19 protein-coding genes and 1 tRNA gene are annotated in these 24,484 nt (G+C 69.8%); 11 read left to right on the plus strand and 9 right to left on the minus strand.

Annotated features, from left to right (window positions below; translation table 11 throughout):
- The first annotated feature begins 3 nt into the window (after nucleotides 1-3).
- The 3 genes from EVS81_RS12070 to EVS81_RS12080 all read left to right on the plus strand — a co-directional run bounded on the left by EVS81_RS12070 (nucleotide 4) and on the right by EVS81_RS12080 (nucleotide 2,302).
- Nucleotides 4-984: a DsbA family protein gene (locus EVS81_RS12070; RefSeq protein WP_130110608.1), complete on the plus strand. Its 981-nt coding sequence runs from the start codon at nucleotides 4-6 to the stop codon at nucleotides 982-984.
- A 69-nt stretch (nucleotides 985-1,053) separates the two neighbouring features.
- A tRNA-Thr gene (locus EVS81_RS12075) sits at nucleotides 1,054-1,126 on the plus strand.
- Nucleotides 1,127-1,363: 237 nt separating this feature from the next.
- The gene (locus EVS81_RS12080) at nucleotides 1,364-2,302 is read left to right on the plus strand and encodes a DMT family transporter (RefSeq protein ID WP_240739834.1); all 939 of its coding nucleotides are present in this window, start codon (nucleotides 1,364-1,366) and stop codon (nucleotides 2,300-2,302) included.
- On the opposite strand, the gene EVS81_RS12085 is transcribed toward EVS81_RS12080, so the two are convergent.
- Complete coding sequence (locus EVS81_RS12085; RefSeq protein WP_130110610.1) at nucleotides 2,289-2,897, minus strand: nitroreductase family protein; 609 nt, start codon at nucleotides 2,895-2,897, stop codon at nucleotides 2,289-2,291. The two genes, EVS81_RS12080 and EVS81_RS12085, sit on opposite strands and share 14 nt — an antisense overlap.
- 308 nt (nucleotides 2,898-3,205) lie before the next feature.
- Here EVS81_RS12085 and EVS81_RS12090 point away from each other — a divergent pair, with 308 nt between their 5' ends.
- Both EVS81_RS12090 and EVS81_RS12095 read left to right on the plus strand, forming a co-directional pair.
- Nucleotides 3,206-6,637, plus strand: coding sequence for an HtaA domain-containing protein (locus EVS81_RS12090; RefSeq protein ID WP_130110611.1), 3,432 nt, complete (start codon nucleotides 3,206-3,208; stop codon nucleotides 6,635-6,637).
- On the plus strand, nucleotides 6,637-7,530 hold the full coding sequence (locus tag EVS81_RS12095) for an HtaA domain-containing protein (RefSeq protein ID WP_130110612.1): 894 nt from the start codon (nucleotides 6,637-6,639) through the stop codon (nucleotides 7,528-7,530). The genes EVS81_RS12090 and EVS81_RS12095 overlap by 1 nt, the downstream gene beginning before the upstream one ends.
- A gap of 130 nt (nucleotides 7,531-7,660) precedes the next feature.
- Here EVS81_RS12095 and EVS81_RS12100 read toward each other — a convergent pair whose 3' ends face one another.
- Entirely contained in the window at nucleotides 7,661-8,476 is an 816-nt protein-coding gene (locus EVS81_RS12100; RefSeq protein ID WP_205879332.1) for a heme ABC transporter ATP-binding protein, read from the minus strand.
- A complete protein-coding gene (locus tag EVS81_RS12105; RefSeq protein ID WP_130110614.1) occupies nucleotides 8,476-9,543 on the minus strand; it encodes a FecCD family ABC transporter permease in 1,068 nt (355 codons plus the stop codon). The genes EVS81_RS12100 and EVS81_RS12105 overlap by 1 nt, the downstream gene beginning before the upstream one ends.
- A 147-nt stretch (nucleotides 9,544-9,690) precedes the next feature.
- Here EVS81_RS12105 and EVS81_RS12110 point away from each other — a divergent pair, with 147 nt between their 5' ends.
- From EVS81_RS12110 to EVS81_RS12125, 4 genes are all read left to right on the plus strand, one after another.
- On the plus strand, nucleotides 9,691-10,809 hold the full coding sequence (locus EVS81_RS12110; RefSeq protein ID WP_240739835.1) for a heme/hemin ABC transporter substrate-binding protein: 1,119 nt from the start codon (nucleotides 9,691-9,693) through the stop codon (nucleotides 10,807-10,809).
- A 117-nt stretch (nucleotides 10,810-10,926) separates the two neighbouring features.
- A complete protein-coding gene (locus EVS81_RS12115) occupies nucleotides 10,927-11,703 on the plus strand; it encodes a LytR C-terminal domain-containing protein (protein ID WP_240739836.1) in 777 nt (258 codons plus the stop codon).
- Nucleotides 11,704-11,883: 180 nt separating this feature from the next.
- On the plus strand, nucleotides 11,884-13,506 hold the full coding sequence (gene groL / locus EVS81_RS12120) for a chaperonin GroEL (protein ID WP_130110615.1): 1,623 nt from the start codon (nucleotides 11,884-11,886) through the stop codon (nucleotides 13,504-13,506).
- A 401-nt stretch (nucleotides 13,507-13,907) separates the two neighbouring features.
- Nucleotides 13,908-14,759: an endonuclease domain-containing protein gene (locus EVS81_RS12125; protein WP_240739837.1), complete on the plus strand. Its 852-nt coding sequence runs from the start codon at nucleotides 13,908-13,910 to the stop codon at nucleotides 14,757-14,759.
- A gap of 70 nt (nucleotides 14,760-14,829) precedes the next feature.
- Here the strand turns inward: EVS81_RS12125 and EVS81_RS12130 are convergent, their stop codons facing one another.
- The 5 genes from EVS81_RS12130 to EVS81_RS12150 all read right to left on the minus strand — a co-directional run bounded on the left by EVS81_RS12130 (nucleotide 14,830) and on the right by EVS81_RS12150 (nucleotide 21,523).
- Nucleotides 14,830-16,590: a sensor histidine kinase gene (locus EVS81_RS12130; RefSeq protein ID WP_130110616.1), complete on the minus strand. Its 1,761-nt coding sequence runs from the start codon at nucleotides 16,588-16,590 to the stop codon at nucleotides 14,830-14,832.
- A gap of 1 nt (nucleotide 16,591) precedes the next feature.
- Complete coding sequence (locus tag EVS81_RS12135) at nucleotides 16,592-17,293, minus strand: response regulator transcription factor (protein ID WP_130110617.1); 702 nt, start codon at nucleotides 17,291-17,293, stop codon at nucleotides 16,592-16,594.
- A 71-nt stretch (nucleotides 17,294-17,364) separates the two neighbouring features.
- Entirely contained in the window at nucleotides 17,365-19,191 is a 1,827-nt protein-coding gene (locus tag EVS81_RS12140) for a DNA repair helicase XPB (RefSeq protein ID WP_130110618.1), read from the minus strand.
- Nucleotides 19,192-19,434: 243 nt separating this feature from the next.
- Complete coding sequence (locus tag EVS81_RS12145; protein ID WP_130110619.1) at nucleotides 19,435-21,243, minus strand: helicase-associated domain-containing protein; 1,809 nt, start codon at nucleotides 21,241-21,243, stop codon at nucleotides 19,435-19,437.
- Nucleotides 21,244-21,256: 13 nt separating this feature from the next.
- Complete coding sequence (locus EVS81_RS12150; protein WP_240739838.1) at nucleotides 21,257-21,523, minus strand: hypothetical protein; 267 nt, start codon at nucleotides 21,521-21,523, stop codon at nucleotides 21,257-21,259.
- A 130-nt stretch (nucleotides 21,524-21,653) separates the two neighbouring features.
- On the opposite strand from EVS81_RS12150, the gene EVS81_RS12155 reads away from it, so the two are divergent.
- A complete protein-coding gene (locus tag EVS81_RS12155; RefSeq protein ID WP_130111462.1) occupies nucleotides 21,654-22,031 on the plus strand; it encodes a cold-shock protein in 378 nt (125 codons plus the stop codon).
- A complete protein-coding gene (locus EVS81_RS12160) occupies nucleotides 22,024-22,794 on the plus strand; it encodes a DUF3027 domain-containing protein (protein WP_130110621.1) in 771 nt (256 codons plus the stop codon). The genes EVS81_RS12155 and EVS81_RS12160 overlap by 8 nt, the downstream gene beginning before the upstream one ends.
- 565 nt (nucleotides 22,795-23,359) lie before the next feature.
- On the opposite strand, the gene serC is transcribed toward EVS81_RS12160, so the two are convergent.
- A complete protein-coding gene (serC, locus tag EVS81_RS12165; RefSeq protein WP_130110622.1) occupies nucleotides 23,360-24,478 on the minus strand; it encodes a phosphoserine transaminase in 1,119 nt (372 codons plus the stop codon).
- Nucleotides 24,479-24,484: the final 6 nt, after the last annotated feature.

Genomic DNA, 24,484 nt, shown 5'->3' on the forward strand with positions numbered 1-24,484 from the left:
TCCATGGCAAACGAGACGAATCATCGTCCCTCGAAGAACGAACGCCGGGCCGAGGCCCGCGAGCAGGCCCGCCTGGCGCGCGAGCAGGAGAAGAAGCGCGAGAAGCGCAACCGACTGTTCCTGCAGGGCGGGATCGTGCTCGGAGTGCTGGCGATCCTCGCCGTCGTCGCGCTCGTGCTCACCCAGACGATGAAGCCCGCCGGCCCGGGCCCCCAGAACATGGCCTCGGGGGCCGCGATCTTCACGAAGGATCTCAAGGTCGTCGAGAGCCCCGCGCTGCAGCCCGGTGAGGATCGCGAGGCGCCCGAGGTCGACCGCAAGCAGCTGCCGCTCGACGTCACGGTCTACGTGGACTACATGTGCCCCGCCTGCGGTGGCTTCGAGCAGCAGTACGGCACCATGCTCGAGAACTACGTGGGCAGCGGGGATATCGAGTTGGGCGTGTACCCGCTCAACTTCCTCGACGGCCAGTCGCTGGGCACCAAGTACTCCACCCGCGCCGCCAACCTGTTCAGCTGCGTGGTCGAGCAGCAGCCCGACGTCGCCTTCGGCCTGCACAACGCGCTCCTGAGCGCCGAGGTGCAGCCGGCAGAGGGCACTACCGGCCTCACCGACGACCAGCTGCTCGAGCAGGCCGAGGCGGCCGGCGCCGAACTCACGACCGAGCTGCGGCAGTGCGTCAAAGACGTGCGCTTCGGCAACTTCATCGGATCGAACTACAAGACGGTCAGCGAGGACGGGATCCTCGGCCTCGCTCGGGGCGCGCAGCTGGTCGGTGATCCGAACACCGGCGAACTGCAGGATGCCGACAGCCCGCAGCGTCTCATCAGCACCCCGACCGTCATCGTGAACGGCCAGCAGTGGGTCGCCGGCCGGGACGGCGATCTCGAGTCGTACCTGCTGAAGGTCAAGGGCGAGATCGAGGGCAACGGCTCCGACTCCGACGAGGACGCGACCGACGACGCTGGTTCCGACGAGTCGTAGACTCGGAGTAGACTGCTCTGGCGGCCCTCGGGGTCGCCAGAGCGATCCGCGGTCATGCGACCGGGATTCGCCGCCTTAGCTCATCTGGTAGAGCAGCGCCCTTGTAAAGCGCAGGTGGTCGGTTCGAGTCCGACAGGCGGCTCGCGTGAAAACCCTCCTCCGGGAGGGTTTTCTGTTTCGCGAGCCGCCTGCCGTCCTCAAACCGACTCCGGTGTCGCAGGCTCCACCGGCTCGGCCCGCGCAACGCTGGCGCGTTGCCCTGAGCGGGCCGAGCAAGTCCGACAGGCGGCTCGCGTGAAAACCCTCCTCCGGGAGGGTTTTCTGTTTCGCGAGCCGCCTGCCGGCCTCACACCGACCCCGGTAGGGTTGGGGAGTGCACGTGAGATTGAGGGTTCCGCTGGCGCTCGTCGGCTCCGCCCTCGCGGGGGTGCTCGTCGCGCTGCAGACCCGCGTCAACGGCGGCCTCAGCCAGCAGCTCGGCAACGGCTACGTCACTGCGGCGGTGTCGTTCGGTTCGGGTCTCGCGCTCCTCTGCGTCGCGATGCTGCTGTCGCGTCGCGGGCGCCGCGGCTTCGGCCGGCTGCGCGTCGAGCTGCGCTCGGGGCACCTGCCCCGCTGGGCGGTGCTCGGCGGCGCGGGCGGCGCGATGTTCGTGCTCGGGCAGGGGCTCGTCGCGCCGCTGACGGGTGTGGCGCTGTTCACCGTCGGCATCGTCGCGGGGCAGGTGCTGGGCGGCCTCGTCTTCGACCGCGTCGGCCTGGGGCCCGGCGGCCGGATCGATCCCTCCCCGGCGCGCATTGTCGGCACCCTCCTCGCGGTGGCCGCCGTCGCCATCGCGGTGGGCGTCGACGCCGGTCCCTTCGTCTGGTTGGTCGTCTTCCCGATGATCGTCGGCGTCGGCGTTGCGGCGCAGTCGATGGTGAACGGACTCGTGCGAGCAGCGGCTCAGAGCGCGCTCACATCGACCTTCGTGAACTTCGTGGTGGGCACGGCGCTGCTCGGGATCATGGCCGTCGTGTCCGTCTCCGTCTCCGGCTGGCCTCAGAACTGGCCGAGCGCCCCCTACTTCTACATCGGGGGCGTCGTGGGCACGGTCTTCATCGCGATGGCGGCGGCGCTCGTGCGCACGGCGGGGGTGCTGCTGCTGAGCATGTCGAACGTCGCGGGCCAGCTGATCGCGGCGGTGGCCTTCGAGGCCGGAGTGCCACTGACCGACGGATTGACCCAGGGGATGATCGCGGGGGCCGCGGTGGCCCTGCTCGCGGTGGCGGTCGCGGCGCTCCCCGGCGGCAGACGGGGGCCCGCTAGAGCTCGGTGAGGTGGCGGCTCAGGTCGAGCGGTTTGCGCGGCTTGGGTCGGCGATCCCGATCCCGATCCGGGATACCGCCCACGTAGAGCCAGCCGAGCAGATACTCGGGCTTCCGCACGCCGAGCGCCTTGCGCAGCGCCTTGCTGCGGGTGTGCGCTCCGGTCTTCCAGATGGATCCCCAGCCGGCTTCGTGCAGCAGGAGCCCCAGGAAGTGCGCGACGCCGCTCGCCACCGCCTCCTGCTCCCAGAGGGGAACCTTGCCGCTTTTGCGCGGGCTGACCACGATCACGAGCACCAGCGGACTGCGCATCGCCTTGGCCACCTGCTTGTCGCGATCCCCGCCGGACGCCGCCGCGATCCCCTCGCCCAGCCGTGCGCGAGCGGCTCCCCGCAACTCGATGATGCGCCAGGGGCGCAGCCGGGAGTGATCGGCGACGCTCGCCATCGCTGCGACGAGCTGCTCGAGCTCGGCGCGGGAGGGTGCGTCGTCGGTGTGCTTGGAGTGCGAGCGTCGCCGCAGCAGCGCCTCGAGCGCCGGGGGACGCTCGGCGGGGAGGCGCCCGATCCGCGCGCCCGCGCTCTGGATGCACTCGTCGTCGGACATGTGCTCAGCCTACGCTCCGCGGGTGGCGCTCGGGGAGCCTGTTGCGCCTGCTGCGCCTGGTGCGCCCGGTGCGCGCGGTGCGCGGCCTGCCCGGTTCCGCGGCGATCGAGGGGAGAATGGTCCCTTCTCGGGCCGCGAAACGGCTGTGAGGAGGGTCCGATCCCGCTCCGAGCTTGCAACGTCAGATGATTTTCGTCAGACTATTCCTGTGTGCATTGAGGTAAGGCTTGCCTCAGCACAATCTGATGTATCCCGTGATTCGCTCTGGGGGAGGGCAATCGCGCCCTACACAAGGAGCACGAACACGTATGTTTGCACGCCGTGGAGCCCGAAGAGGCCTTGCCGCGATTCTCGTGTCGGCACTGGTGGCGGGGGGTGTGTTCCTGGGCGTCGGTACCGCATACGCAGAGGAGCTGCCCGCCGAGCCGGCCGCGCAGGAGGTCGCGACGGGCGTTGAGCAGCCCGCCGCCCCGGATGAGCAGGCGGCCCCGGAACCCGTCGAGGAGGCGGCTCCGGCCCCGGAGCCCGCTGCGGAGCCCGCGGCGGGGCCCGTGGCGGAAGAGGAGCCGGCGGTCGAGGAGGATCCTGACGCTGCAGAGGGGGCGGAGGACTCGAGGGCCGAAAGTGATTCTCCGGCGCCGACAAATGAGCCCGCTGCGCAGGTTGCGCGCTCCGTGGGGCCGTCGGTGGAGGTTGTGGGTTCGGTGTCGGATCTGGATCCTGCGGGTGACACTGTGGTGACGGTGCGGGGTTCCGGGTTTTCGCCGGATACGCCTGGTGCTGCTGGGACGCGTCCGCCGCTGATGGGTGTGTTCGGTGGCGTGTATGTGGTGTTTGGTTCGTTCTTGGAGGAGTGGCGGCCGTCGGAGGGTGTGTCTTCGTCTGCGCGGAGTGTTGTGTCGCAGAAGTGGGCGGTGCTCGCTGAGAACATGGCCGGGATCGGTGGTCCGGATGCTGGTGCGGTTGAGATGCGTGAGGATGGTTCGTTCGAGACGCAGTTGACGTTGCGGCAGGACGAGGCGAAGGCGTTGGCCGATGGCCGGTGGGGGATCTACACCTATTCGGGGAGCGGTGCGAAGGTCGCGTCGTTCGAGACGTACACTCCGGTGACGTTCGCCGACCCGGCTCCCGTGGGGCCGTCGGTGGAGGTTGTGGGTTCGGTGTCGGATCTGGATCCTGCGGGTGACACTGTGGTGACGGTGCGGGGTTCCGGGTTTTCGCCGGATACGCCTGGTGCTGCTGGGACGCGTCCGCCGCTGATGGGTGTGTTCGGTGGCGTGTATGTGGTGTTTGGTTCGTTCTTGGAGGAGTGGCGGCCGTCGGAGGGTGTGTCTTCGTCTGCGCGGAGTGTTGTGTCGCAGAAGTGGGCGGTGCTCGCTGAGAACATGGCCGGGATCGGTGGTCCGGATGCTGGTGCGGTTGAGATGCGTGAGGATGGTTCGTTCGAGACGCAGTTGACGTTGCGGCAGGACGAGGCGAAGGCGTTGGCCGATGGCCGGTGGGGGATCTACACCTATTCGGGGAGCGGTGCGAAGGTCGCGTCGTTCGAGACGTACACCCCGGTGACGTTCGCCGACCCGGCTCCGCCCACGTTCGAGCCGGAGCTCGAGGTGTTTCTCGCCGACGGGACGACCGAATACAGCGGCCAGGAAGTGAAGGAAGGCGACACGCTCGTCGTCAAGGGCTCGGGATTCGATCCCTTCGTCAATACGTGCCTGCCGGGGGTCATGAGCTGCGAGCTCGGTGGCATCGGAATCCCGATTCCTGCCGACAAGCCGCAGGGCACGTTCGCAGTGTTCGGGCACTTCGCCGAGAACTGGCGCCCCTCGAACGGGGTCAGCTCGGACCAGCGCAAGATGGATAGCAGCAATCGGGCCTGGGCGCTGGCGGAGGAGACGCTGGAGAACGACGTGCCCGTGGCATACCGGGACGTGATCCGGAGCGAATGGGTGGAGCTGGATCCCGCAACCGGATCGTTCACCTGGACGGTGACGCTGAAGGAGCCCGCGGATCTCGTCGACGACGGGCGTTTCGGGATCTACACCTACGCCGGTGGCGTGAGCTCCCGGAATGCCGACCACGAGTTGGCGGTACTCCTCAACTTCGCGGGGAAGGATCGTTCCGGCGAGACGGATCCAGAGGTCGCCGAGGGCGACTTGAGCTGGGGAATCAAGGAGAGCTTCCGCACGTACGTGGAAGGCGGTGCGGGTGGCGCCATAACTCTGCTTGGGGCTGCGGAGCGCGCCTCCAACGGCACGTTCGGCTTCCCGCAGATCGCGGGGGGCACCTGGGATCCGAAGACCCGAACCGGAGAGGTGCGGTACGCCGGTGGCGTCGGATTCAGCGGCCACGGCGGAGGCCTGGCGCTCACGATCGCCGATCCGAAGATCACGGTCACCAGTGCGACGCGGGCGGTGCTCTACGCCAAGGTCGACAACTCGCTTCTCCCGATCGCCGACATCGATCTCGGCGCGGCGACCCGTAGCGGCACGGCTGGCGCTGTCACCTGGACCGGTGCCCTCTCGACGCTGCGGGCGGAGGCCGTCGACGCGTTCTTGGGCTTCTATCCCGCGGGGACTGCACTCGATCCGGTGACCTTCACGGTCGGAGCGGCGAGCGACGCCGAGCCGACGAAGCCTGTCACGCCGACTCCCCAGCCGACTCCCCAGCCCAAGCCCGAGCCGAAGCCCATCCCGGTGGATCCGTCGCGCCCGGGCGCTCAGCAGGCGGGATCGCTCACCTGGGGCGTGTCGTCGGCGTTCGCGAGCTACGCGACGGGCGCGATCGCGAAGGGCGGCGTCGTGCCGAACGGCGTCGGCGGCGGACCCGGCGGGTACGTCTTCCCGCAGGCCGGCAGCAGCTGGAACGCAACGTCCCAGACCGGCACCGTGCGGTACTCGGGAGTGGTGACCTTCACCGGTCACAACGGCCTGCTGAACGAGACGTTCGCGAACCCGGTCGTCACGGTGACGAGCGCGACCACGGGCTCCATCTCCGCCGGCGGCCACACCTTCGGGCTCGACCTCGGTGCGGCGAGCAAGTCGGTGGGCGCCAACGGTGAGGTGACCTGGAGCGGCGTGCCCGTGTCGGGAGCCATCTGCGGCGGCGGCTCGACCGGCGGCTCCACCGGGTCGGGCTGCTTCGCGGCCGATCCGGCGACCTTCACCGTCGGCGCCGCGGGCGGCGTCGGCGGCGGCGCGGCTGCGGTCACGTCCCAGTTCGGGCAGAAGCGCACACCCGCTGCAGCTCCTCCCGCCACCGCCGGCATCACCGTGATCACGCCGGAGGAAGAGCTCGTGCCCGGCGGCGAGATCGAGCTCCGGGCGTCCGGGTTCGAGCCCGATGAGCGGGACATCCTCGTGGTGCTGTACTCGGATCCCATCGTGCTCGACGATTCGGCGGGTGCCGATGCGAACGGCGATGTGCGTTGGATCGGCACCCTGCCGGAGGATCTCGAGCCGGGGCAGCACACGATCACGCTGCAGGGCAGCGTCAATGCCGGTAAGGTCATCACCGTGCTCGATTCGACGGATGCCGATACCCAGCAGGACGAGACGACCGAGATCTCGGTCGAAGAGGCGCAGACTGCGCAGGGGCAGGCGGTCGCCGCCGGACCCGCGGAGAACTCCTCCGTGCCCGTGTGGGTCTGGTGGATCGCGGCGCTCGCGCTGCTGGCCGCCGCCGGTGCCACCAGCGGACTCGTCGTCGCCCAGCGCCGCGCCAATGGAGGGGACTCCTGATGGCGCGACGCATGCGCGGCGCCGTCGCTGCAGTCTCCGTGCTCGGGGCCGCGCTTCTCGCGGCCCCGACCGCGGCGACCGCGACCTCTAGCGCGGCGCCGACCTCCGTTCCGTTCGCGGCCGAGGCCGCCGGTGAGTGCGTCGTCGAGTCCGCTCAGTTGAACTGGGGCATCAAGGAGAGCTTCCGCTCCTACATCAGCGGGAGCATCGCGAACGGCGATTGGACCACGAGCGACGACATGCGCTATGAGACGCCGTCGTTCATCTGGACCGAGAGCGAGGGCGCCATCGCCCCGGATCTCAGCGGGGGGAGCATCCTCTTCACGGGCGCGGTGCAGTTCACCGGGCACGACGGTGCGCTCGAGTTCGATCTCGCCGACCCCGGCATCGAATTCGAGGACGAGCGCACCGCGTATCTGCTGGTGCGGATCGGCGCGACCGATGCGGCCGCGGAGGGCGGCACCGTGGAGAGCGAGCTCGTTCGGGCGGCGAAGATCGATCTCGCGGGCGTCACGGAGGCGAGTGGCGCTCGGCTCGACATCGACGGGGCGGTGCCGGTGCTCACATCCGAGGGCGCGGCCGCGTTCAACGGAGAGTACGGCAGCTATGTCTCTGGCGACGAACTCGATCCGATCGTGCTGACCGCGACGGTCGGCGGATGCTCGCTGAGCCCCTCTGCGCCGACGGCCGAAGGGACGCCCACCGAGGAGCAGCCCGCCGCCGAGGAGGCCGCTCCGATCTCCGCACCCGAGCAGAGCATCCCCTGGCTGCCGATCGGGATCGGCGCGGTGGCGCTGCTCGTGATCGGAGTCACCGGCGGCATGCTCATCGCGGGACGTGGCCGCACGCGCGGCGCAGCGGATCCCGAGAACGCGGACACCCCGTCCGAGTAGCCTCGGCCGGGCGCGCACGGAGGCGCCGGCACCCGGCCACGGGTGCCGCCGCCTCGGCCGCCTCGGATGCCGGCCGCCGCCTCCGCCCCGCACCCGGCGGCCGGCGGGCGGAGCCGCGCCGAACGATCCCTCAGCCGCGGCGCGGCAGCACGATTCCCGCCCCGGTCACCGGGTGCGGGATCACTTCGACCGGGGTCCGGTAGACCTCGCTCACGATGTCTGCGGTGAGCACCCGATCCGGCGCGTCGCAGGCGACGATCCGTCCGTCTTGCAGCAGCGCGATGCGGTCCGCGAACGCCCCGGCGAGGTTGAGATCGTGGAGCACGACGATCACGGCGTCGCCGGCGCGGGCTCGATCCCGGGCGATGCCGAGCACCGCCTCCTGATGCCCCAGATCCAGAGCCGCCGTGGGCTCGTCGAGCATCAGCACGCCGGTGCGGCCCGCCAGTACGCGGGCGAATGCCGCTCGGGCCCGCTCGCCGCCCGAGAGCGACGGCACGCGCCGGTTGCCGAGGTGGGCGACATCGGCCGCGCGGATCGATTCGGCAATGGCCTCGTTGTCGTCGTCCTCGAGCGGGGTGCGCCGCCAGGGCGCGCGCCCCATCTCGACCACCTGGTGCACGGTGAACGGGAAGAGCAGCTGATTGTCCTGCAGCAGAACGCTGCGCCGCCGCGACAGCTCCGACAGCGACCACTCCGCGATGCGTCGACCGCCGAAGAAGACTTCGCCGCGATCCGGAACCGTGTCTCCGGAGAGCAGGTTCAGCAGGGTCGACTTGCCGGCACCGTTCGGGCCGAGCAGCGCGAGCACCTCTCCCGCGCGCACGTCGAGCGAGACCGCGTCGAGCAGCGCGCGGCCGCCGCGCTCGACGACGACCGAATCGGCGCTGCAGACGACGGTGCCCGGGGTGGCCCGCTCGGGCAGCACGAAGTGCCGGGCGGCCATCAGCCCCACCCCCCGGAGCGCTTGCGGGTGCGTCGCAGCAGCCAGAAGAAGAACGGTCCGCCCACCAGTGCGGTGAGCATGCCGATCGGCATGTCTGCGTTGGGCACCATCGTGCGCGCGGCGAGGTCGGCGAGGGTGAGCAGCAGTGCGCCGCCGAGCGCCGAGGCGGTCACGAGGGGCAGGTGCGCGGGTCCGAGCATCATGCGCATGAGATGCGGGATCACGAGACCGACGAACGCGATGATGCCCGCGAACGCGACGGCGGCGCCGGTGAGCAGCGCCACGACGAAGATCATCGTGATGCGCAGCACCTCGACATTGACCCCCAGGTGGCGGGCGTTGCGCTCGCCCAGCGAGAGCAGATCGAGCTTGCGCGCAGCGAGATAGGCGGCGCACAGCCCGACGGCGACGACCGGCGCCACGATGAGCACTTGCGACCATCGGCTGCCCGCCAGACTGCCGAGCTGCCAGAACACGATCTGCTCGCGCGACTGGGTATCCCCGAGGAAGGTGAGGAGGGCGATGGCGGCCCCTGCGATGGCGTTGACCGCGATGCCGGTGAGCACGAGCGTCACCACCTCGGTGCGGCCCTCGGCGCGACTCATGCCGTAGACGAGCAGCGTGGCGCTCAGCCCTGCGGCGAAGGCGAGCACGGCGGTCGTCCACTCGCCGAAGAGGGTGAGCCCGAAGACGATCGCGAGGCCTGCGCCGACGGCGGCGCCCGAGGACACACCGATCACACCGGGCTCGGCGAGGGGGTTGCCGAAGATGGCCTGCATGAGCAGGCCCGCGACCGCAAGGCCGGCCCCGACGAGCGCTGCCATCGCCACTCGGGGGAAGCGGATCGCCCACAGCGTGGCATCCCCGGTCGGATGCGTCGGCATCGGCAGCCAGTCGATCCCCACCCGGTGCAGCAGCGATCCGAGCACCTCTTGAGGCGGGATCGCCAGCTGCCCGGTGCCGGCCGACACGACGACGGAGGCGACGAGCGAGATCGTGAGCGCGGTGAAGAGCACGGTCTTCGCCGCCGAATGACGGGAGACGGTCGTGGGTGGGGGAGCGGTCATGCGGGTTGAGGTCGCCTTCATGCTGGTGGGCCGTGAGCGGAGCTCGATCGGCGCGGCGATGTGCTGGATCTTCGAAGTCCGAGAATCATCCTACCTTTGTTGGGGTAGGCTAAGCGGGGTGAACATCTGACGAAAGGGGCATGCTCCGTGTCACTGGGACGCGCACGCAGGGGAGTGGGCCTGGCGCTCCTGGCGCTCGTGGGGATGAGCCTGGTGGGGTGCCAGACGGCCGCCGAGTCCGACGAGCGCGCGGCCGCCGCAGCGATCGACCTGCCCCCGCTGAGCGAAGTGACGCCGCTCGAGGATCCGCGTGCCTACGAGGGCCCGACCACCGCCGTCGTCGGCGGCCCGAGCATCCCTCCGCTCGCCGAGGCGCCGCGGCCCGAGCTGCCGGTGACGGTCGCGTCGCGGGATCGGGGCGCAGAGACCGACGTGGTCGTCTCCGACGTATCCCGCATCGTGCCGCTGTCGCTCAGCGGCTCGATCGGCGAGCTGGTGCACGCCTTCGGCCTCTCCGGCAACATCGTCGGCCGCGACGTCTCCACCGCGTTCCCGGGATCGGAGGAGATCCCGGTGGTTACCCGGGACGGGCACTCCATCGATGCGGAGGGCGTCCTCGCGCTCAACCCCTCGGTGATCATCACCGACGGCAGCATCGGTCCCACCGACGTGGTGCTGCAGCTGCGCGACGCCGGGATCCCGGTCGTCACCGTCGATCGCGCGATCGACGCCGAGACCAGTTACGCGACCGTGCAGCAGGTCGCCGACGCGCTCGGCATCGGGGCCGCGGCCCCGGCGGTCGTCGACACGATGCGGCAGGCCATCGCCGACACCGAGGCCGAGGTGCAGCAGCTGCTCCCGGAGGACGAGTCGAAGCTGCCTCGCGTCGCGTTCCTGTACACGCGCGGCACCGCAGGCATCTTCTATCTCTTCGGCGAGGGCAGCGGTGTCGACAGCCTGATCCGGTCCATCGGCGCGATCGACGTCGCCGAGGAGATCGGCTGGGTCGGCGAGAAGCCGATGACCGAGGAAGCGCTGATCGGCATGGATCCGGACATCATCCTCGTGATGACGAAGGGGCTCGAGAGCGCCGGGGGCGTCGACGGGCTGCTCGCCGCGCAGCCGAGCATCGCCCTGACGGCGGCCGGCGAGCACCGGCGCATCATCGACGTGGACGACACGGTGCTCTTCGCCGGTGGCACCCGCATCCCCGACGTGATCGACGGTCTCGCCCGCGCGGTGTATGCGCCCGAGTCGCTCCGGTGACGCGCCGGCGGAGCGCGTCGGGCCGTCGAACCTGTCATCGTTCTGGCAGGAGGCGCCGTGTAACCTATTCGGAGTATCGCCCGGGCGGCGATCGTCGGGCGACGACAGGGAGATGACGTGGGGCAGACCGCAGTGCGCACCGCCGAGCGCCTCGACAGCCGCCAGGCCCACCCGCGGGACCGCTTCGACGAGGTGCCGCGCAGCGGTCGGGTCGGTGCGCACCGCTTCACTGCCCGCCCGCGCTACGTCTGGCAGTACGTGGTCGCCGCGCTGCTCGGCTTCGCGCTGCTGACGACCTTCGGGATCCTCGCCGTGCACAGCATTGGCGCGGCCGGAAAGCTCCCGACGAGCAGCCCGTCGGAGGGGGCTGCGACATCTGACGCGCCGCAGCCCGAACTGAACCCGGACGCCACGGTCGCTGTGCTGAACGGCACCCCGACCCCCAACCTCGCCACAGCCGTCGACCAGCTCATCACGAGCGAGGAATGGGGGCAGATCCGTTTCTCGGGCAGCGCTGCGGAGTCCGACGTGGCGATCTCGGCCGTGTTCTACTCCGACGAGGCGGACGCGGCGGCGGCGGCGGGCCTTGCGGCGAAGCTGGGCGGGATCTCCACCTACATCACCGAGGACTACGCGGCCTACGAGGTGCAGCTCGTCGTGCTGATCGGCGCCGACTATCAGGGGCCCGGGCTCGAAGAGGCCCAAGCGATCACCGATGCGGCGGCTGAAGCGCCGTCGACCGACGACACGGACGCTGCGGCTCCGGCCATCGATCCCGCCACCGGGTACGAGATCGATCCGGCCACGGGGTGGCCCATCGACCCCGCGAGCGGATGGCCGATCGACCCCGCGACGGGGGCGCCCGTGGATCCCGCAACGCTGCCGGCGTCCTGAGCAGCGCGACGAGGATCCTCCGTGTTCGCTCTTCGCGAGCGCATCTGCTTGCACTCGCGGTGCCTGAGTGCCAAGATTGGTGTTAGCAGTCGATTCGACTGAGTGCTAAATATCCGTGACCCGGCGCCACGCGTCGGCATGGTGAACACCACCGCAGAGACGTCCAGGAGGGGCGAATACATGGCAAAGATCATTGCGTTTGATGAGGAAGCGCGTCGCGGGCTCGAGCGGGGCCTCAACATCCTCGCCGACACCGTCAAGGTGACGCTCGGCCCGCGCGGCCGCAACGTCGTTCTGGAGAAGAAGTGGGGCGCGCCCACCATCACCAACGACGGCGTGTCCATCGCCAAGGAGATCGAGCTCGACGATCCCTACGAGAAGATCGGTGCGGAGCTCGTCAAGGAGGTCGCCAAGAAGACCGACGACGTCGCGGGCGACGGCACCACCACCGCCACCGTGCTCGCGCAGGCGCTCGTGAGCGAGGGCCTCCGCAATGTCACCGCCGGCGCCGACCCGATCGCCATCAAGAAGGGCATCGAGAAGGCCGTCGCCGCCGTCTCGGATCAGCTCCTCAAGAACGCCAAGGAGATCGAGACCACCGACGAGATCGCGGCGACCGCCTCGATCTCTGCCGCTGACGAGCAGATTGGTCAGCTCATCGCCGAGGCCATCGACAAGGTCGGCAAGGAGGGCGTGGTCACGGTCGAGGAGTCGAACACCTTCGGCACCGAGCTCGAGCTGACCGAGGGCATGCGCTTCGACAAGGGCTACCTCTCGGCCTACTTCGTCACCGACGCCGATCGCCAGGAGGCGGTCTTCGAGGATCCCTACATCCTCATCGTCAACAGCAAGGTCTCCAACATCAAGGATCTGCTCCCGGTCGTCGACCCGGTCATCCAGTCGGGCAAGCAGCTCCTCATCATCGCCGAGGACGTCGAGGGCGAGGCGCTCGCCACCCTCGTGCTCAACAAGATCCGCGGCATCTTCAAGTCGGCTGCGGTCAAGGCGCCGGGCTTCGGCGACCGTCGCAAGGCCATGCTGCAGGACATCGCGATCCTCACCGGCGGCACCGTGATCAGCGAGGAGGTCGGTCTCAAGCTCGAGAACGCGACCCTCGACATGCTCGGCACCGCGCGCAAGGTCATCATCACCAAGGACGAGACCACCATCGTCCAGGGCGGTGGCGAGGAGGAGCAGATCCAGGGCCGCGTGGCTCAGATCCGCCGCGAGATCGACACCACCGACAGCGACTACGACCGCGAGAAGCTGCAGGAGCGCCTCGCGAAGCTCGCCGGCGGCGTCGCCGTCATCAAGGCGGGCGCCGCGACCGAGGTCGAGCTCAAGGAGCGCAAGCACCGCATCGAGGACGCCGTGCGCAACGCGAAGGCGGCCGTCGAAGAGGGCGTGCTGCCCGGCGGCGGCGTCGCGCTCATCCAGGCTGGCAAGGACGTCTTCGAGGGCCTCGGCCTCGCGGGCGACGAGGCTGTCGGCGCGAAGATCGTGCGTGCCGCGATCGAGGCCCCGCTGCGCCAGATCGCGCAGAACGCCGGCCTCGAGCCGGGCGTGGTCGCGGATCGCGTCGCCAACCTGCCCCTGGGTCACGGCCTCAACGCCGCGACCGGCGAGTACGGCGATCTCGCCGCTCAGGGCATCCTCGATCCGGCGAAGGTGACCCGCTCGGCGCTGCAGAACGCCGCGTCGATCGCCGGTCTCTTCCTCACGACCGAGGCCGTCGTCGCCGACAAGCCCGAGCCCGCTGCCGCGGCTCCGGCCGGCGATCCCACCGGTGGCATGGACTTCTAAGCCCTCGCACCGCTGAGGCGCAGCGGCGCTGAGTCCCAGCGCAGTTGCGGCGCAGCGCCGCTGAGTCCCAGCCCAGCAGGGGCCGTACCTTCGGGTGCGGCCCCTGTTTGCGTTTCCGCGCCTCACCCCACTTTCCGCCGCCCACCGTGCAGGAGATCACCCGAGGAGCGGACGTAAACGCGGTGAAACGTCCGAACGACGGGTGATGTCCTGTACGACGGGCGTGCTGGGTCGACGGGCGCGGATGAGCGACGAGCACCAGCGAAGAGAGGCGAGATGGGCGGGAAGCGGGCAGGAGCATCGATCGCTCACAAATAGGATGAATCCGTGGAGGTGCGGGATCCCTCCACAGATCGCGGGAAACCCGCGCGCAGGGGCGGCGAGTCGGAGACGATAGCCGCATGAGTCTGCAATCAGAGCTGAAAGCGGTAGGCGGGGTGATGCGCAGCGCCGAGCTGATCGCTCGGGGCTACACTGCGCACGCCTTGAAGCAAGCCTGCGCGGCGGGTGCCGTCAGCCGTCCGGCCCGGGGCTGGATCGGCTTGCCCTCCCTCGACTCCGAACTGCGCTATGCCGTGCAGCATGGCGTCATACTCACCTGCGTTTCCCTCGCGCGCCGCCACAGGCTGTGGGTGCGCAGGGACAGCGGGTGCCACTTCGCGGTGCGCTCCCGACACGCCCACGTGCGCGTCGAGCAGCACAAGTTGCACTGGGGGAGGGCTGTGCGACGTCGAGAACCTTGGGCGGTGCTCGACTCGATCGAGAACGCGCTGAACTACGTCGCCACCTGCGAGTCGCCCGAAGACGCGCTCGCGACGTGGGAGTCGGCGCTGAAAGCGGGGCTCGTGACGCGCGAGGCGCTCGCGCGGTATCCGCTGAGCGGCGTCGCCCGCGAGCTTCTCGAGCAGTGCACCCCGTTCTCCGGCTCCGGGCTCGAGAGCTACGTCAAACGCCGGGTCGCTTCGCTGGGGCTGACGATCGTGGCCCAGGCGTGGGTGCTCGGGCACCGGGTCGATTTCCTGATCGAAGGATGGCTGGTATTCGAGATCGACGGCAGCACGCACACGGGAGAGCAACGGGATCGGGACAACCGCTACGACACCCTGCTGGAGGTCAACGGTTACGGCAGGATACGCGCGGGGTATCGGCCGGTGATGTTCGAGTGGCCGCGGGTGCAGGCCGGGATCATGGACCTGATCTCGCAAGGACAGCCGCGCCCGTGGTGCAGGACATCACCCCAGAAACGGACGTAAATGCGATAGAACGTCCGAACGGCGGGTGATCGCCTGTGCGACGGGCGTGCGGCGGGCCCGGAGGGGAGGCTCAGACGATCAGCCGCTGCACCGGGATCGTGTCTTCCGACGGTGGAGCGCTCGGCAGGTCGACGCGGAACGTGGCCCCTCCGCCGGGCGTCTCGTGCACGCTGACGCGCCCCCCGTGGGCATCGACGATCGATTTGACGATGGCCAGGCCGAGGCCCGATCCGCCGGTCTCGCGGTTGCGGGATGTATCGGCGCGCCAGAATCGGCCGAAGATCTTTTCTCGGATCTGCTCGGGGATCCCGTCGCCGTGGTCGACGATCTCGAAGCGCGCCACAGGCACCGCGGCCGACCCGGGCTCCGCTGACCCGGGCCCCGCCGACCCGGGCCCCGCCGACCCGGGCCCCGCCGACCCGGGCCCCGCCGACCCGGGCCCCGCGGCTGCGGGCCCCGCTGACCCGGTCCCCCCGGCCGATCCGGTCCCGCTCCCCCCGGAAGCCCCGGGTGCCGCGGGCCCCGCGGGAGATCCCGGCGATCCCGGCGAGGCAGGGGAACCGGGCGACCCCGGCGAGCTCGGAGAGCTCGACGCATCGAACGGACCGGTCGGCACCGAGACCACGATCTCGATCGGGCTGCCTTCCGGAGTGTGCCGCATCGCATTGCCGATGAGGTTCGTCATCAGCTGCCGCACCTTGTGCTCGTCGCCGATCACCTCGGGCGCGCCGGGCGCTTCGACCACCGAGACCTCGCGATCCGGAGCCTGCGCCCGGGCGTCGAGCGCGGCATCGTGCGCCAGGCGGTTGAGCGGCAGCGGAGCGAGCTCGAGGGGCCTGCGTTCGTCGAGTCGGGCGAGGGCGAGGAGATCCTCGACCAGCGAGGTCATGCGGATCGACTCCTTCTCGATGCGCTCCATCGCCTGCCCCACCTGCTCCTCGTCCTGCAGGGCGCCCATGCGGTACAGCTCGGCATAGCCCCGCACCGACACCAGCGGCGTGCGCAGCTCGTGGCTGGCATCGCCGATGAAGCGGCGCATGCGCTCGATGGTGCGGGCTCGATCCTCGAGCGAGCCGTCGAGGCGGTCGAGCATCACGTTGAGCGACTCGCCCAGGTGGCCCACCTCGGTGTGCGGGCTCGTGACCATGATGCGTTTCGAGTAGTCGCCGCGCGAGATCTCGAGCGCCGTCTTCTCCACCTCCGCGAGGGGCAGCATGGTGGCGGTGACGAGCAGGCGAGTGAGCGCGGCGCCGAGCAGGATCACCGCGATCCCGAACGCGGTGAAGATGACCACGTAATTGGCAACGGCCTGGGTGATGAGGGTCGTCGAACTGGCGATCAGCAGGGTGCCGTTGGGTTGCCCGTTCACGTAGATGGGGGAGACGATGGCGCGCCAGCCCGTGCCGCCCTCGCCCTCCAGATCGACGATGCGGTCCCGCTTCTCGGCCACCGCGTCGAGCGACAGTGGCGTCTGCGGCAGCTGGGGGCGGTCGATGCTCGGATTTCCCTCGGTCTCCGCGTCGGCGTAGCCGGTGTTGTCGTACAGCAGCTCGCCCTGCGCATCCAGCATCGCCACGTAGTACTCGCGATTGGCGAAGAGCACGTCTTCGCGCGTGAGACCCCGCAGGTCGGCGCCGTTCGCCAGCGCCGGAGTGGGGTCGCTGCGCAGCTGGGCGAGCTCGGTCGTCTGATTGTTGATGAGCGTCGGCCGCAGCAGGGCCATTGTGCCGACGCCCGCCACGATCAGGCCGAGGAACAGGATGAATACCGTGACCCCCGTGATCTTCGCGCGCAGCGAGACATCTGTCCAGCGGTCGGCGAAGCGGGACACGCTACTTCGTCTCGGTCTTCAGCATGTACCCGAAGCCGCGCTTGGTCTGGATCAGCGACTCCTCGGTGAGCGGGTCGAGCTTGCGGCGCAGATACGAGATGTACGACTCGACGATCCCGGCGTCGCCGTTGAAATCGTACTCCCAGACGTGATCGAGGATCTGCGCCTTCGAAAGCACGCGATTCGCGTTCTGCATGAGGTATCGCAGCAGCTTGAACTCGGTGGGCGAAAGCTCCACCGTGGCGCCGTCGACCGTCACCTCGTGCGTGTCCTGGTCCATGGTGATCGGCCCGATGCTGAGCACGGACTCCTCGTCCTCCTGAATCGTGCGGCGCAGCACGGCCTTGATGCGCGCGACGATCTCGTCGAGGCTGAACGGTTTCGTGACGTAGTCGTCGCCACCGACGGTGAGGCCCTCCACTTTGTCCTCGGTGTCGTCCTTCGCGGTGAGGAAGATGATGGGGGCGGTGTAGCCGGCCGAGCGCAGGCGCTTGGTCACGCTGAAGCCGTTCATGTCCGGCAGCATGACATCGAGGATGATGAGATCGGGCTCTTCCTCGAGTACGGCGGAGATGGTCTGCGCGCCGTTGGCGACGGCACGGACGCCGAACCCGGCGAACCGCAGGCTGGTGCTGAGCAGCTCGCGGATGTTGGGCTCGTCATCGACGATGAGGATCCTGGGTCCCTTGTGCTGAGTAGTCATGCTCTCAGTCTCTGATGATTCGCTATGAAGTCGCTGACAATCTCGGGCTGTGCCTCGCGACGACGCGCCGTCTACAGCTGGTGGGCATCGAGGATCGTGTAGCTGTACCCCTGCTCGGCCAAGAAGCGCTGGCGATTCTGCGCGAAGTCCTGATCCACAGTGTCGCGCGCGATGAGCGTGTAGAAGGACGCCGTCAGGGGAGCGGCGTCGGCCGCGTCGGCGTCGTCGTGGGCGTCGGTCACGTCGGTCACGTCGGGCGCGCCGCCGCCGGCCGCCTCGAGGCTCCGCCGCTCCGCTGCCCGCGCACCGGACTTCGGCCGGAGCAGCCGGCCGAGGCGCTGCGCCTCCTCCTGACGCGAGCCGAAGGATCCCGAGATCTGAATCGCCACCGACGCATCCGGGAGATCCACGGAGAAGTTGGCGACCTTCGAGACGACGAGGATCCGCTCCTCGCCCGAGCGGAACGTCTCGAATAGGCGCTCGCGCTCATCGACCGGGGTCTGACCCGTGATGAGCGGCGCGTCCAGCGCCTCCGCCATCGACTCGAGCTGGTCGATGTACTGGCCGATCACCAGCACGCTCTCACCCGCGTGCTGATCGATGATGCGCCGGGCGACGGGCTGCTTCGCGAGCGTCGAGGATGCGATGCGGTAGCGGTCCTGATCCTCGGCCACCGCGTACTCCATGCGCTCCGACTCGCTCAGATCGATCCGCACCTCGAAGCAGGCAGCGGGGGCGATGAACCCCTGCGCCTCGATGTCCTTCCACGCGGCGTCGTAGCGTTTCGGACCGATGAGGCTGAACACGTCTCCCTCGCGGCCGTCCTCGCGCACGAGGGTCGCGGTGAGACCGAGACGCCGGCGGGCCTGCAGCTCGGCGGTGAGCTTGAACACGGGGGCGGGCAGCAGATGCACCTCGTCGTAGACGATCACACCCCAGTCCTGCGCGTCGAGCAGCGAGAGGTGCGCGTACTCGCCCTTTCTGCGGCTCGTGAGGATCTGGTACGTCGCGATGGTGATCGGCTTCACCTCTTTGACCTGCCCGGAGTATTCGCCGATCTCGTCCTCGGTGAGGCTGGTGCGGCGCAGCAGCTCGTCGCGCCACTGGCGGGCCGAGACCGCGTTGGTGACGAGGATCAACGCCTTCGCGCCGACAGCCGCCATCGACGCCGCGCCCACGATCGTCTTGCCCGCACCGCAGGGCAGCACCACGACACCGGATCCGCCGTGCTCGAACGCCTCGACCGCCTTGGCCTGGTAGTCGCGCAGCTGCCAGCCCTGCTGCACGAGATCGATGTCGTACGGCTCGCCCGGGGTGTAGCCGGCGAGATCCTCGGCCGGCCAGCCGCGCGCCACGAGCTGCTGTTTCAGCTCGCCCCGCGCCCACGCCTCGACCGGATAGGTGCGGTCGTCGAGCCGATTGCCGAGCAGGGGTGCGATCTTCTTCGCGCTCGCCACCTCGCGCAGAATCGCGGGATCATCGCAGCGCAGGATGAGCTGGCCGCTGGGGGCCGCGGTGCGATCGGGGCGGATCGGAGCCGAGATCGTGGGATCCTCGGTTTCGGGCGGCTCCGCTCGCTCACCCGGAGGGGCGTCGAGTCGCTCGATCGTGAGGCGGCCGTAGCGCCGCATCGTGTCTTCGATCTCACTCGCCACCCCCGTGGGCACCGGGAACTTCGCGTGACGGTTCAGTGTGGCGAGGATCTCTTCGGCGGTGTGCCCGGCGGCGCGCGCGTTCCAGAGGCCGAGCCGCGTGATGCGGTAGGTGTGGATGTGCTCGGGCGCGCGCTCCAGCTCGGCGAATACCGCGAGCTCGTGGCGCGCATCCTCCGCGTCCGGGTGCGCGACCTCCATGAGTACAGTGTGGTCGCTCTGCACGATGAGGGGGCCGAGTGTCATAGCTGTCGAGTTTACCGCGTCCGTCCCGGGAATCCGGGGCGTCGGTCGCTGCGCGGCCGTCCCCGTCCACCGCAACGCGCGCCAGTTGTTGTTGCCTCACCTCTGCGTTGGTGACATCTACTGACGCGCGAAGGGGGCGCGGGGAGGCAGGGCGCGGGGAGGCAGGGCGTGGGGAGGCAGGGCGTGGGGAGGCAGGGCGCGGGAGGCAGGATGAGGGAAGCGCGACGAAGAGCCGGGCTGAGATCAGGCGGATTCGACCGCGGTGATCAGGTTGACCGGGAGAGTGCGCTCCACCCCGGCTGCCTGGTCGGTCGCCCGCAGGCGGCCGCCGCTGAGCGAGACGGGGAGCAGCAGAAAGGTGTGCTGCTGGCCGCGAGCCTCCGCGGTCACGCGCACGGGCACGCGATCCCGGATCGCGAGCTCGAGCCTCCGCGTGAAGTTGCTCGTCCCGGGTTCGGATCGTGCCGCGAGGAAGACGCGCTCGACCAGGTCGGAGAGCGCCTCGGGCAGGTCGTCGTGCGCGTCCTGCGCACGGGGCGGCGCCGTGCTCTCGGTGGCGGCCTTCGCACTCGCGCGCGCACGGGGACTCGACGCGTGGTATCTGGCATCGGCGAGCGCGGCCAGCACATGGTCGGCGCGCAGCCGGGAGCACAGCGTGGTCGGGTCCACCCGGTGCAGCTGCAGATGCTGCAGCGCCCGATCCACCGTCAGCGTGTCGGCGAGCTCGCTGCTGCCGACGACGATGCGGGTGCGTCCGTCATCCCCGTGATGCTCGCTCACCTGGATGTTCCCCACCCGCTCGGCGAGCGACCCGATCAGGTAGTCGAGGGGCTGGGGGATGCCGGTGAGCGAGACGCGCGCGAATGCGGCGCGCGCCTGGTGCGGCGTGATGCCGCGCGAGAACGCCTCGGCGATGGAGGCCTCCGTGACGCGCCGTGTGGAGGCGACGCCGATGTGCTCGGGCACCGTGAGCGCTGCCAGATCGATCTCGTCCGCCGGTGCGAGCGGCCCGGGAACGATCACGCTCAGGTCGGGCTGCACGTAGACGCCGGGGGCCGCGGGCGGCAGCAGATCGCGCACGAGTCGCTCGGCGGCGGCCCGCTCGCCCGAGTGCAGCAGCTCTGCGACCGAGCTGAGCCGTCCGTGCGAACTGAGGCCGAGGTATTCGGCCGCAACGACGAATCGCCGCGCAGCGGTCGACTCGGCCTCCGACAGCAGCGGAAAGCGCTCCGGGAGACCGGCGGCGATCGCCGCGAGCGGTTCCTCGCGCACCAGCCCGGCGCGCAGCGGGGCCGGGATCGTCGCCAGCGTCGTCGCCGCGAGGTCGAGCCATCGCGCGATATGATCGCTCTCCGTCCACTCCTCCGCGCGCTCTGAGACCACGAGCGACGACCCGCCCGAGGCCACGAGGCCCGCGCGGTCCGCTGCGGCCAGGGCCTGCGCGGCGTGATCCGCTTCGATGCCGATCGACTCTGCCATTCCCCGAACACTGGCCACGGCGACGGAGCCGCTTCGGTTGAGACGGGCCGGGCGATCCCGCAGCACACGCAGGCACTCGGCGGTCTGGCCGACCGCCGTGAGCGCGGCGGTCACCCAGCTGTCGGCGCTCGGAGGCGCAGCGGGAGGGGCGGACGCGTTGTCGCCGGAACGGCTCGGCGGCGGCGTGCTGAGGTCGTCGGGGCGGTGTCCGGCCGTCATGAGGGCGTGCCGCAGCGCGTTGGTGACCTCCGGGAGCGCCACCGGACGCGCATCCTCGACGCCCAGGAGCCCCAGCGCCAGCAGCGCGGAGACCCGCTCCGCGGTGCGTGTATCCGTGTCGCGGGCGAGGCCGGCGCGCGGTTCCTCGGCCAGTCCGAGCAGCACCGCGAGCGCATCGCGATCGAGGGGGGAGAGGGCGCGCAGGATCGAGTCGGGGCGCAGCAGCTCCGCGGCGAGTCCGATGGGGTCGAGCACACCCGCGGGCGCCTGCGGTCGGCGGCGTCGAACGAGCGACTCGAGCGCGTCGCGGTCCATCTCCGCGATGGCGGAGGCGAGCGCGAGAGTGCCGCTCATGGTCTCGTCGCGCCTACGAGCGGGTGCCGCGACGGAAGTCGGCGCGGCGACGGCGTTGACTGAGGATGAGCAGCAGGATCAGCAGCACGAAGCCCACGGGTAGACCGATGAGGGAGAGCCCGTAGACGAAGGGCCACAGGCCCTCGGCCATCGCCTCGCGGTCGTTCATGCCCACGATGAGCGTGACGAAGAACGAGAGCAGCGCGGTCGCGATGATCGCGAGCGAGGCGTATGCGAGGATTCGCTCGAGAAGCGACGGGGTGCTGGGTGCAGTGGACATCCGTGCCATGCTATCCGCCGCACCGCAGAGGGGGCCGGAGGAGAACGCGGTAGACTTGGCCGAGTATGCGAGCGCATCGCTCGCGAAGACGTGCGTGGCGGAGTCGACTCCGCTGGAGAGGGACGAGGGCATGCCGAACGGCAAGGTCAGGTTCTACGACGAGGCGAAGGGCTTCGGGTTCATTCAGGGGGATGACGGGGCGCAGGTGTACCTGCACGCCTCGGTGCTCCCCGACGGCGCCGACGTGCAGCCCGGCACGCGTCTGGAGTACAGCGTGGCCGATGGCCGCAAGGGGCCGCAGGCCCTCTCCGTGCGGTTCATCGACACGCCGCGCCTGGCGAAGCGCAATCGCAAGTCGGCCGACGAGATGGCGGTGATCATCGAGGATCTGGTGAAGCTGCTCGACGGCGTGGGCAGCCACCTGAAGCACGGCCAGTATCCCGAGCGCTCGCAGTCGCGCAAGATCGCGACCATGCTGCGCCGAGTCGCGGATGACTTCGATGTCTGACGCCCACGTGCCGCCGGTTGAGGCCCTGGAGACGTCACCCGATGCGAACGCCGCGACGGATGCGAACGCCGCGACGGATCCTTCGAGCGCGACGGATGCGTCGGGGGTGACGGGCCCGGCCGCCCCGACCGCGCTCGACGAGGTGCTGTTGGCGTCGCGGGATCAGGCGCGCGCAGCGCTCGCCGAGATCACCGATCCGCGCACCATCGGCTCGGACGACGGACACGAGGTCCACGAGGCGCACCTGCTCACGCTGTTCTTCGAGTGCCGCCTTCCGGGCTACCCGGGGTGGCGCTGGGCGGCCACCCTCTCGCGGGTCGATGAGGAATCCCCGGTGAACGTGCTCGAGGTCGAACTTCTGCCGGGCGACGGCGCCGTCGTGGCACCCGAGTGGGTGCCGTGGTCGGTGCGACTGGCGCAGTACCGGGAATCGCAGGCGCGTCAGGCCGCAGAGGAAGCGGCGGCTGCCGAGGCGGCGGCGGCCGAGCTCGGCGACGAGGACGATGCCGATTCCGAAGACGATCTCCTCGACAACGACTTCAGCGATTTCGACGACGAGATCGACGGCGTCGACCTCGACGAAGATGCCAGCGCAGCCGTCGACTCCGGTGATGATGCGGGCGAGGACGATCTCGACGAGGACGAGGATCTCGACGAGGACTCCGACGACTCCGAGATCTTCGCCGACGATCCTGACGATATCGATGACGCCGACGATGACGACGACACCGACGCGGAAGACGGGTCGGACGACGACGAATAGGCGGATCTCTGCGCCGTCGCCCGGGTCCCGCACGAGGGACGCCGTAACTGCGTCGGGCCGGCCATGAGTCGAAGTACGTAATTTTCACGGATCCGCGAACCCGGATCTCTTCATAGCGTTCTCGAGTAACGAGGATTCGGGTTTCGACCCGCGACAGGCACTCCTCGTCACCAGGGAAGCGAGGACGCAATGAGAGCTCGGAGAGACCCGCTACACGCTCCGCTCGACCGCGCCCCGGGCACGCCCGACGCGCGGCAGCCGAGCCGCGCGCGGCGGATCGGAACGGTCCGCGCCGCAGTGCCCGCCCTCCCCTCGAGCCGCCGGCCGCCGTCGGCGTCCGGCTGAAAGGCCGGGACGGAGGGCGGCCCTTCCCCGGCTTCCCTCCGTCCCGCATCTGAGCGGAGACACCCGTTCGCCGCAGATCCCGATTCGACGCACACCCAGGTCTCACTCGAATCGGGCAGACGGCGCACCCGGCCGCTCGGCTGTCGGGCTCGGTATCGGTGGCGGCTGCGACCGAGCCCGGCAGCACCCCCCCCTCAGGCGAGGGGGTGCATACGACGGATCAGACCAGGCGCTCCAGCACGTAGTCGATCGCGCCGGTGAGCGCGCGCACGTCGTCGGGCTCGATCGCGGTGAACGTCGCGATGCGCAGCTGATTGCGTCCCAGCTTGCGGTAGGGCTCGGTGTCGACGATCCCGTTCGCGCGCAGCGCCTTCGAGATCGCCGCTGCGTCCACCGCGTCGTCGAGATCGATCGTCACGACCACCTGGGAGCGGTGCGCCGGATCCGCGACGAACGGCGTCGCGACCGCGGTGCGCTCCGCCCAGTCGTAGAGCACGCCCGAGGATTCGGCGGTGCGGGCGGCGGCCCAGGCGAGACCGCCCCGGCCGTTGATCCATCGCACCTGCTCGTCCATCAGCGCGAGCGTCGCGAGTGCGGGCGTGTTGAGCGTCTGGTTCTTGCGCGAGTTCTCGACCGCGCCGGCGAGGCTGAGCGTCTCCGGGATATAGCGGCCCGAGGCGGCGATGCGCTCGATCCGCTCGATCGCGGCGGGCGAGACGAGGGCGAACCACAGGCCGCCGTCGGAGGCGAAATTCTTCTGCGGGGAGAAGTAGTAGACGTCGACCTCGTTCGCGTCGAAATCGATGCCGCCCGCGCCGCTCGTCGCGTCGACGAGCGTGAGCGCTCCCTCGTCGCCGGCCACGCGGCGCACCGGCGCCATCACGCCGGTGGAGGTCTCGTTGTGCGGGTAGGCGTAGACGTCCACGCCGGCGACCGCCTCGGCCTGCGAGCGCGAGCCGGCGTCTGCCGTGCGGATGTCGGGCGCATCGAGGAATGGCGCGGCGGCCGCGGCCTTCGCGAACTTCGCACCGAACTCGCCGAACGCCAGGTGCTGGCTGCGGCGTTCGATGAGAGAGTGCACCGCGGAATCCCAGAACGTCGTGGCCCCGCCGTTGGCGAGCAGCACCTCGTACCCCTCGGGCGCCCGGAACAGCTCCGCGAGACCCTCGCGAACGCTGCCGACGAGATCCTTCACCGGCGCCTGGCGGTGCGACGTGCCGAGCACGCGGGGCTGGAGCGAGGCGAGGAAGTCGATCTGCTCCCCCCGCACCTTGGATGGGCCGCACCCGAAGCGACCGTCGGCGGGCAGGAGTTCAGCGGGAATGGTGATTTCGGCCATGTGCAC

Source organism: Leucobacter triazinivorans, from assembly GCF_004208635.1.
GTDB lineage: Bacteria > Actinomycetota > Actinomycetes > Actinomycetales > Microbacteriaceae > Leucobacter > Leucobacter triazinivorans.

What these genes read in the sequence shown, in the direction of transcription:
- EVS81_RS12100 (WP_205879332.1), bottom strand. Translation starts at nt 8,476, where the DNA reads ATGGCCGCCCGGCACTTCGTGCTGCCCGAGCGGGCCACCCCGGGCACC.
- EVS81_RS12145 (WP_130110619.1), bottom strand. Translation starts at nt 21,243, where the DNA reads ATGAGCGGCACTCTCGCGCTCGCCTCCGCCATCGCGGAGATGGACCGC.
- EVS81_RS12150 (WP_240739838.1), bottom strand. Translation starts at nt 21,523, where the DNA reads ATGTCCACTGCACCCAGCACCCCGTCGCTTCTCGAGCGAATCCTCGCA.
- EVS81_RS12105 (WP_130110614.1), bottom strand. Translation starts at nt 9,543, where the DNA reads ATGACCGCTCCCCCACCCACGACCGTCTCCCGTCATTCGGCGGCGAAG.
- EVS81_RS12140 (WP_130110618.1), bottom strand. Translation starts at nt 19,191, where the DNA reads ATGACACTCGGCCCCCTCATCGTGCAGAGCGACCACACTGTACTCATG.
- EVS81_RS12095 (WP_130110612.1), top strand. Translation starts at nt 6,637, where the DNA reads ATGGCGCGACGCATGCGCGGCGCCGTCGCTGCAGTCTCCGTGCTCGGG.
- groL (WP_130110615.1), top strand. Translation starts at nt 11,884, where the DNA reads ATGGCAAAGATCATTGCGTTTGATGAGGAAGCGCGTCGCGGGCTCGAG.
- EVS81_RS12135 (WP_130110617.1), bottom strand. Translation starts at nt 17,293, where the DNA reads ATGACTACTCAGCACAAGGGACCCAGGATCCTCATCGTCGATGACGAG.
- serC (WP_130110622.1), bottom strand. Translation starts at nt 24,478, where the DNA reads ATGGCCGAAATCACCATTCCCGCTGAACTCCTGCCCGCCGACGGTCGC.
- EVS81_RS12160 (WP_130110621.1), top strand. Translation starts at nt 22,024, where the DNA reads ATGTCTGACGCCCACGTGCCGCCGGTTGAGGCCCTGGAGACGTCACCC.
- EVS81_RS12155 (WP_130111462.1), top strand. Translation starts at nt 21,654, where the DNA reads ATGCCGAACGGCAAGGTCAGGTTCTACGACGAGGCGAAGGGCTTCGGG.
- EVS81_RS12085 (WP_130110610.1), bottom strand. Translation starts at nt 2,897, where the DNA reads ATGTCCGACGACGAGTGCATCCAGAGCGCGGGCGCGCGGATCGGGCGC.
- EVS81_RS12125 (WP_240739837.1), top strand. Translation starts at nt 13,908, where the DNA reads ATGAGTCTGCAATCAGAGCTGAAAGCGGTAGGCGGGGTGATGCGCAGC.
- EVS81_RS12070 (WP_130110608.1), top strand. Translation starts at nt 4, where the DNA reads ATGGCAAACGAGACGAATCATCGTCCCTCGAAGAACGAACGCCGGGCC.
- EVS81_RS12090 (WP_130110611.1), top strand. Translation starts at nt 3,206, where the DNA reads ATGTTTGCACGCCGTGGAGCCCGAAGAGGCCTTGCCGCGATTCTCGTG.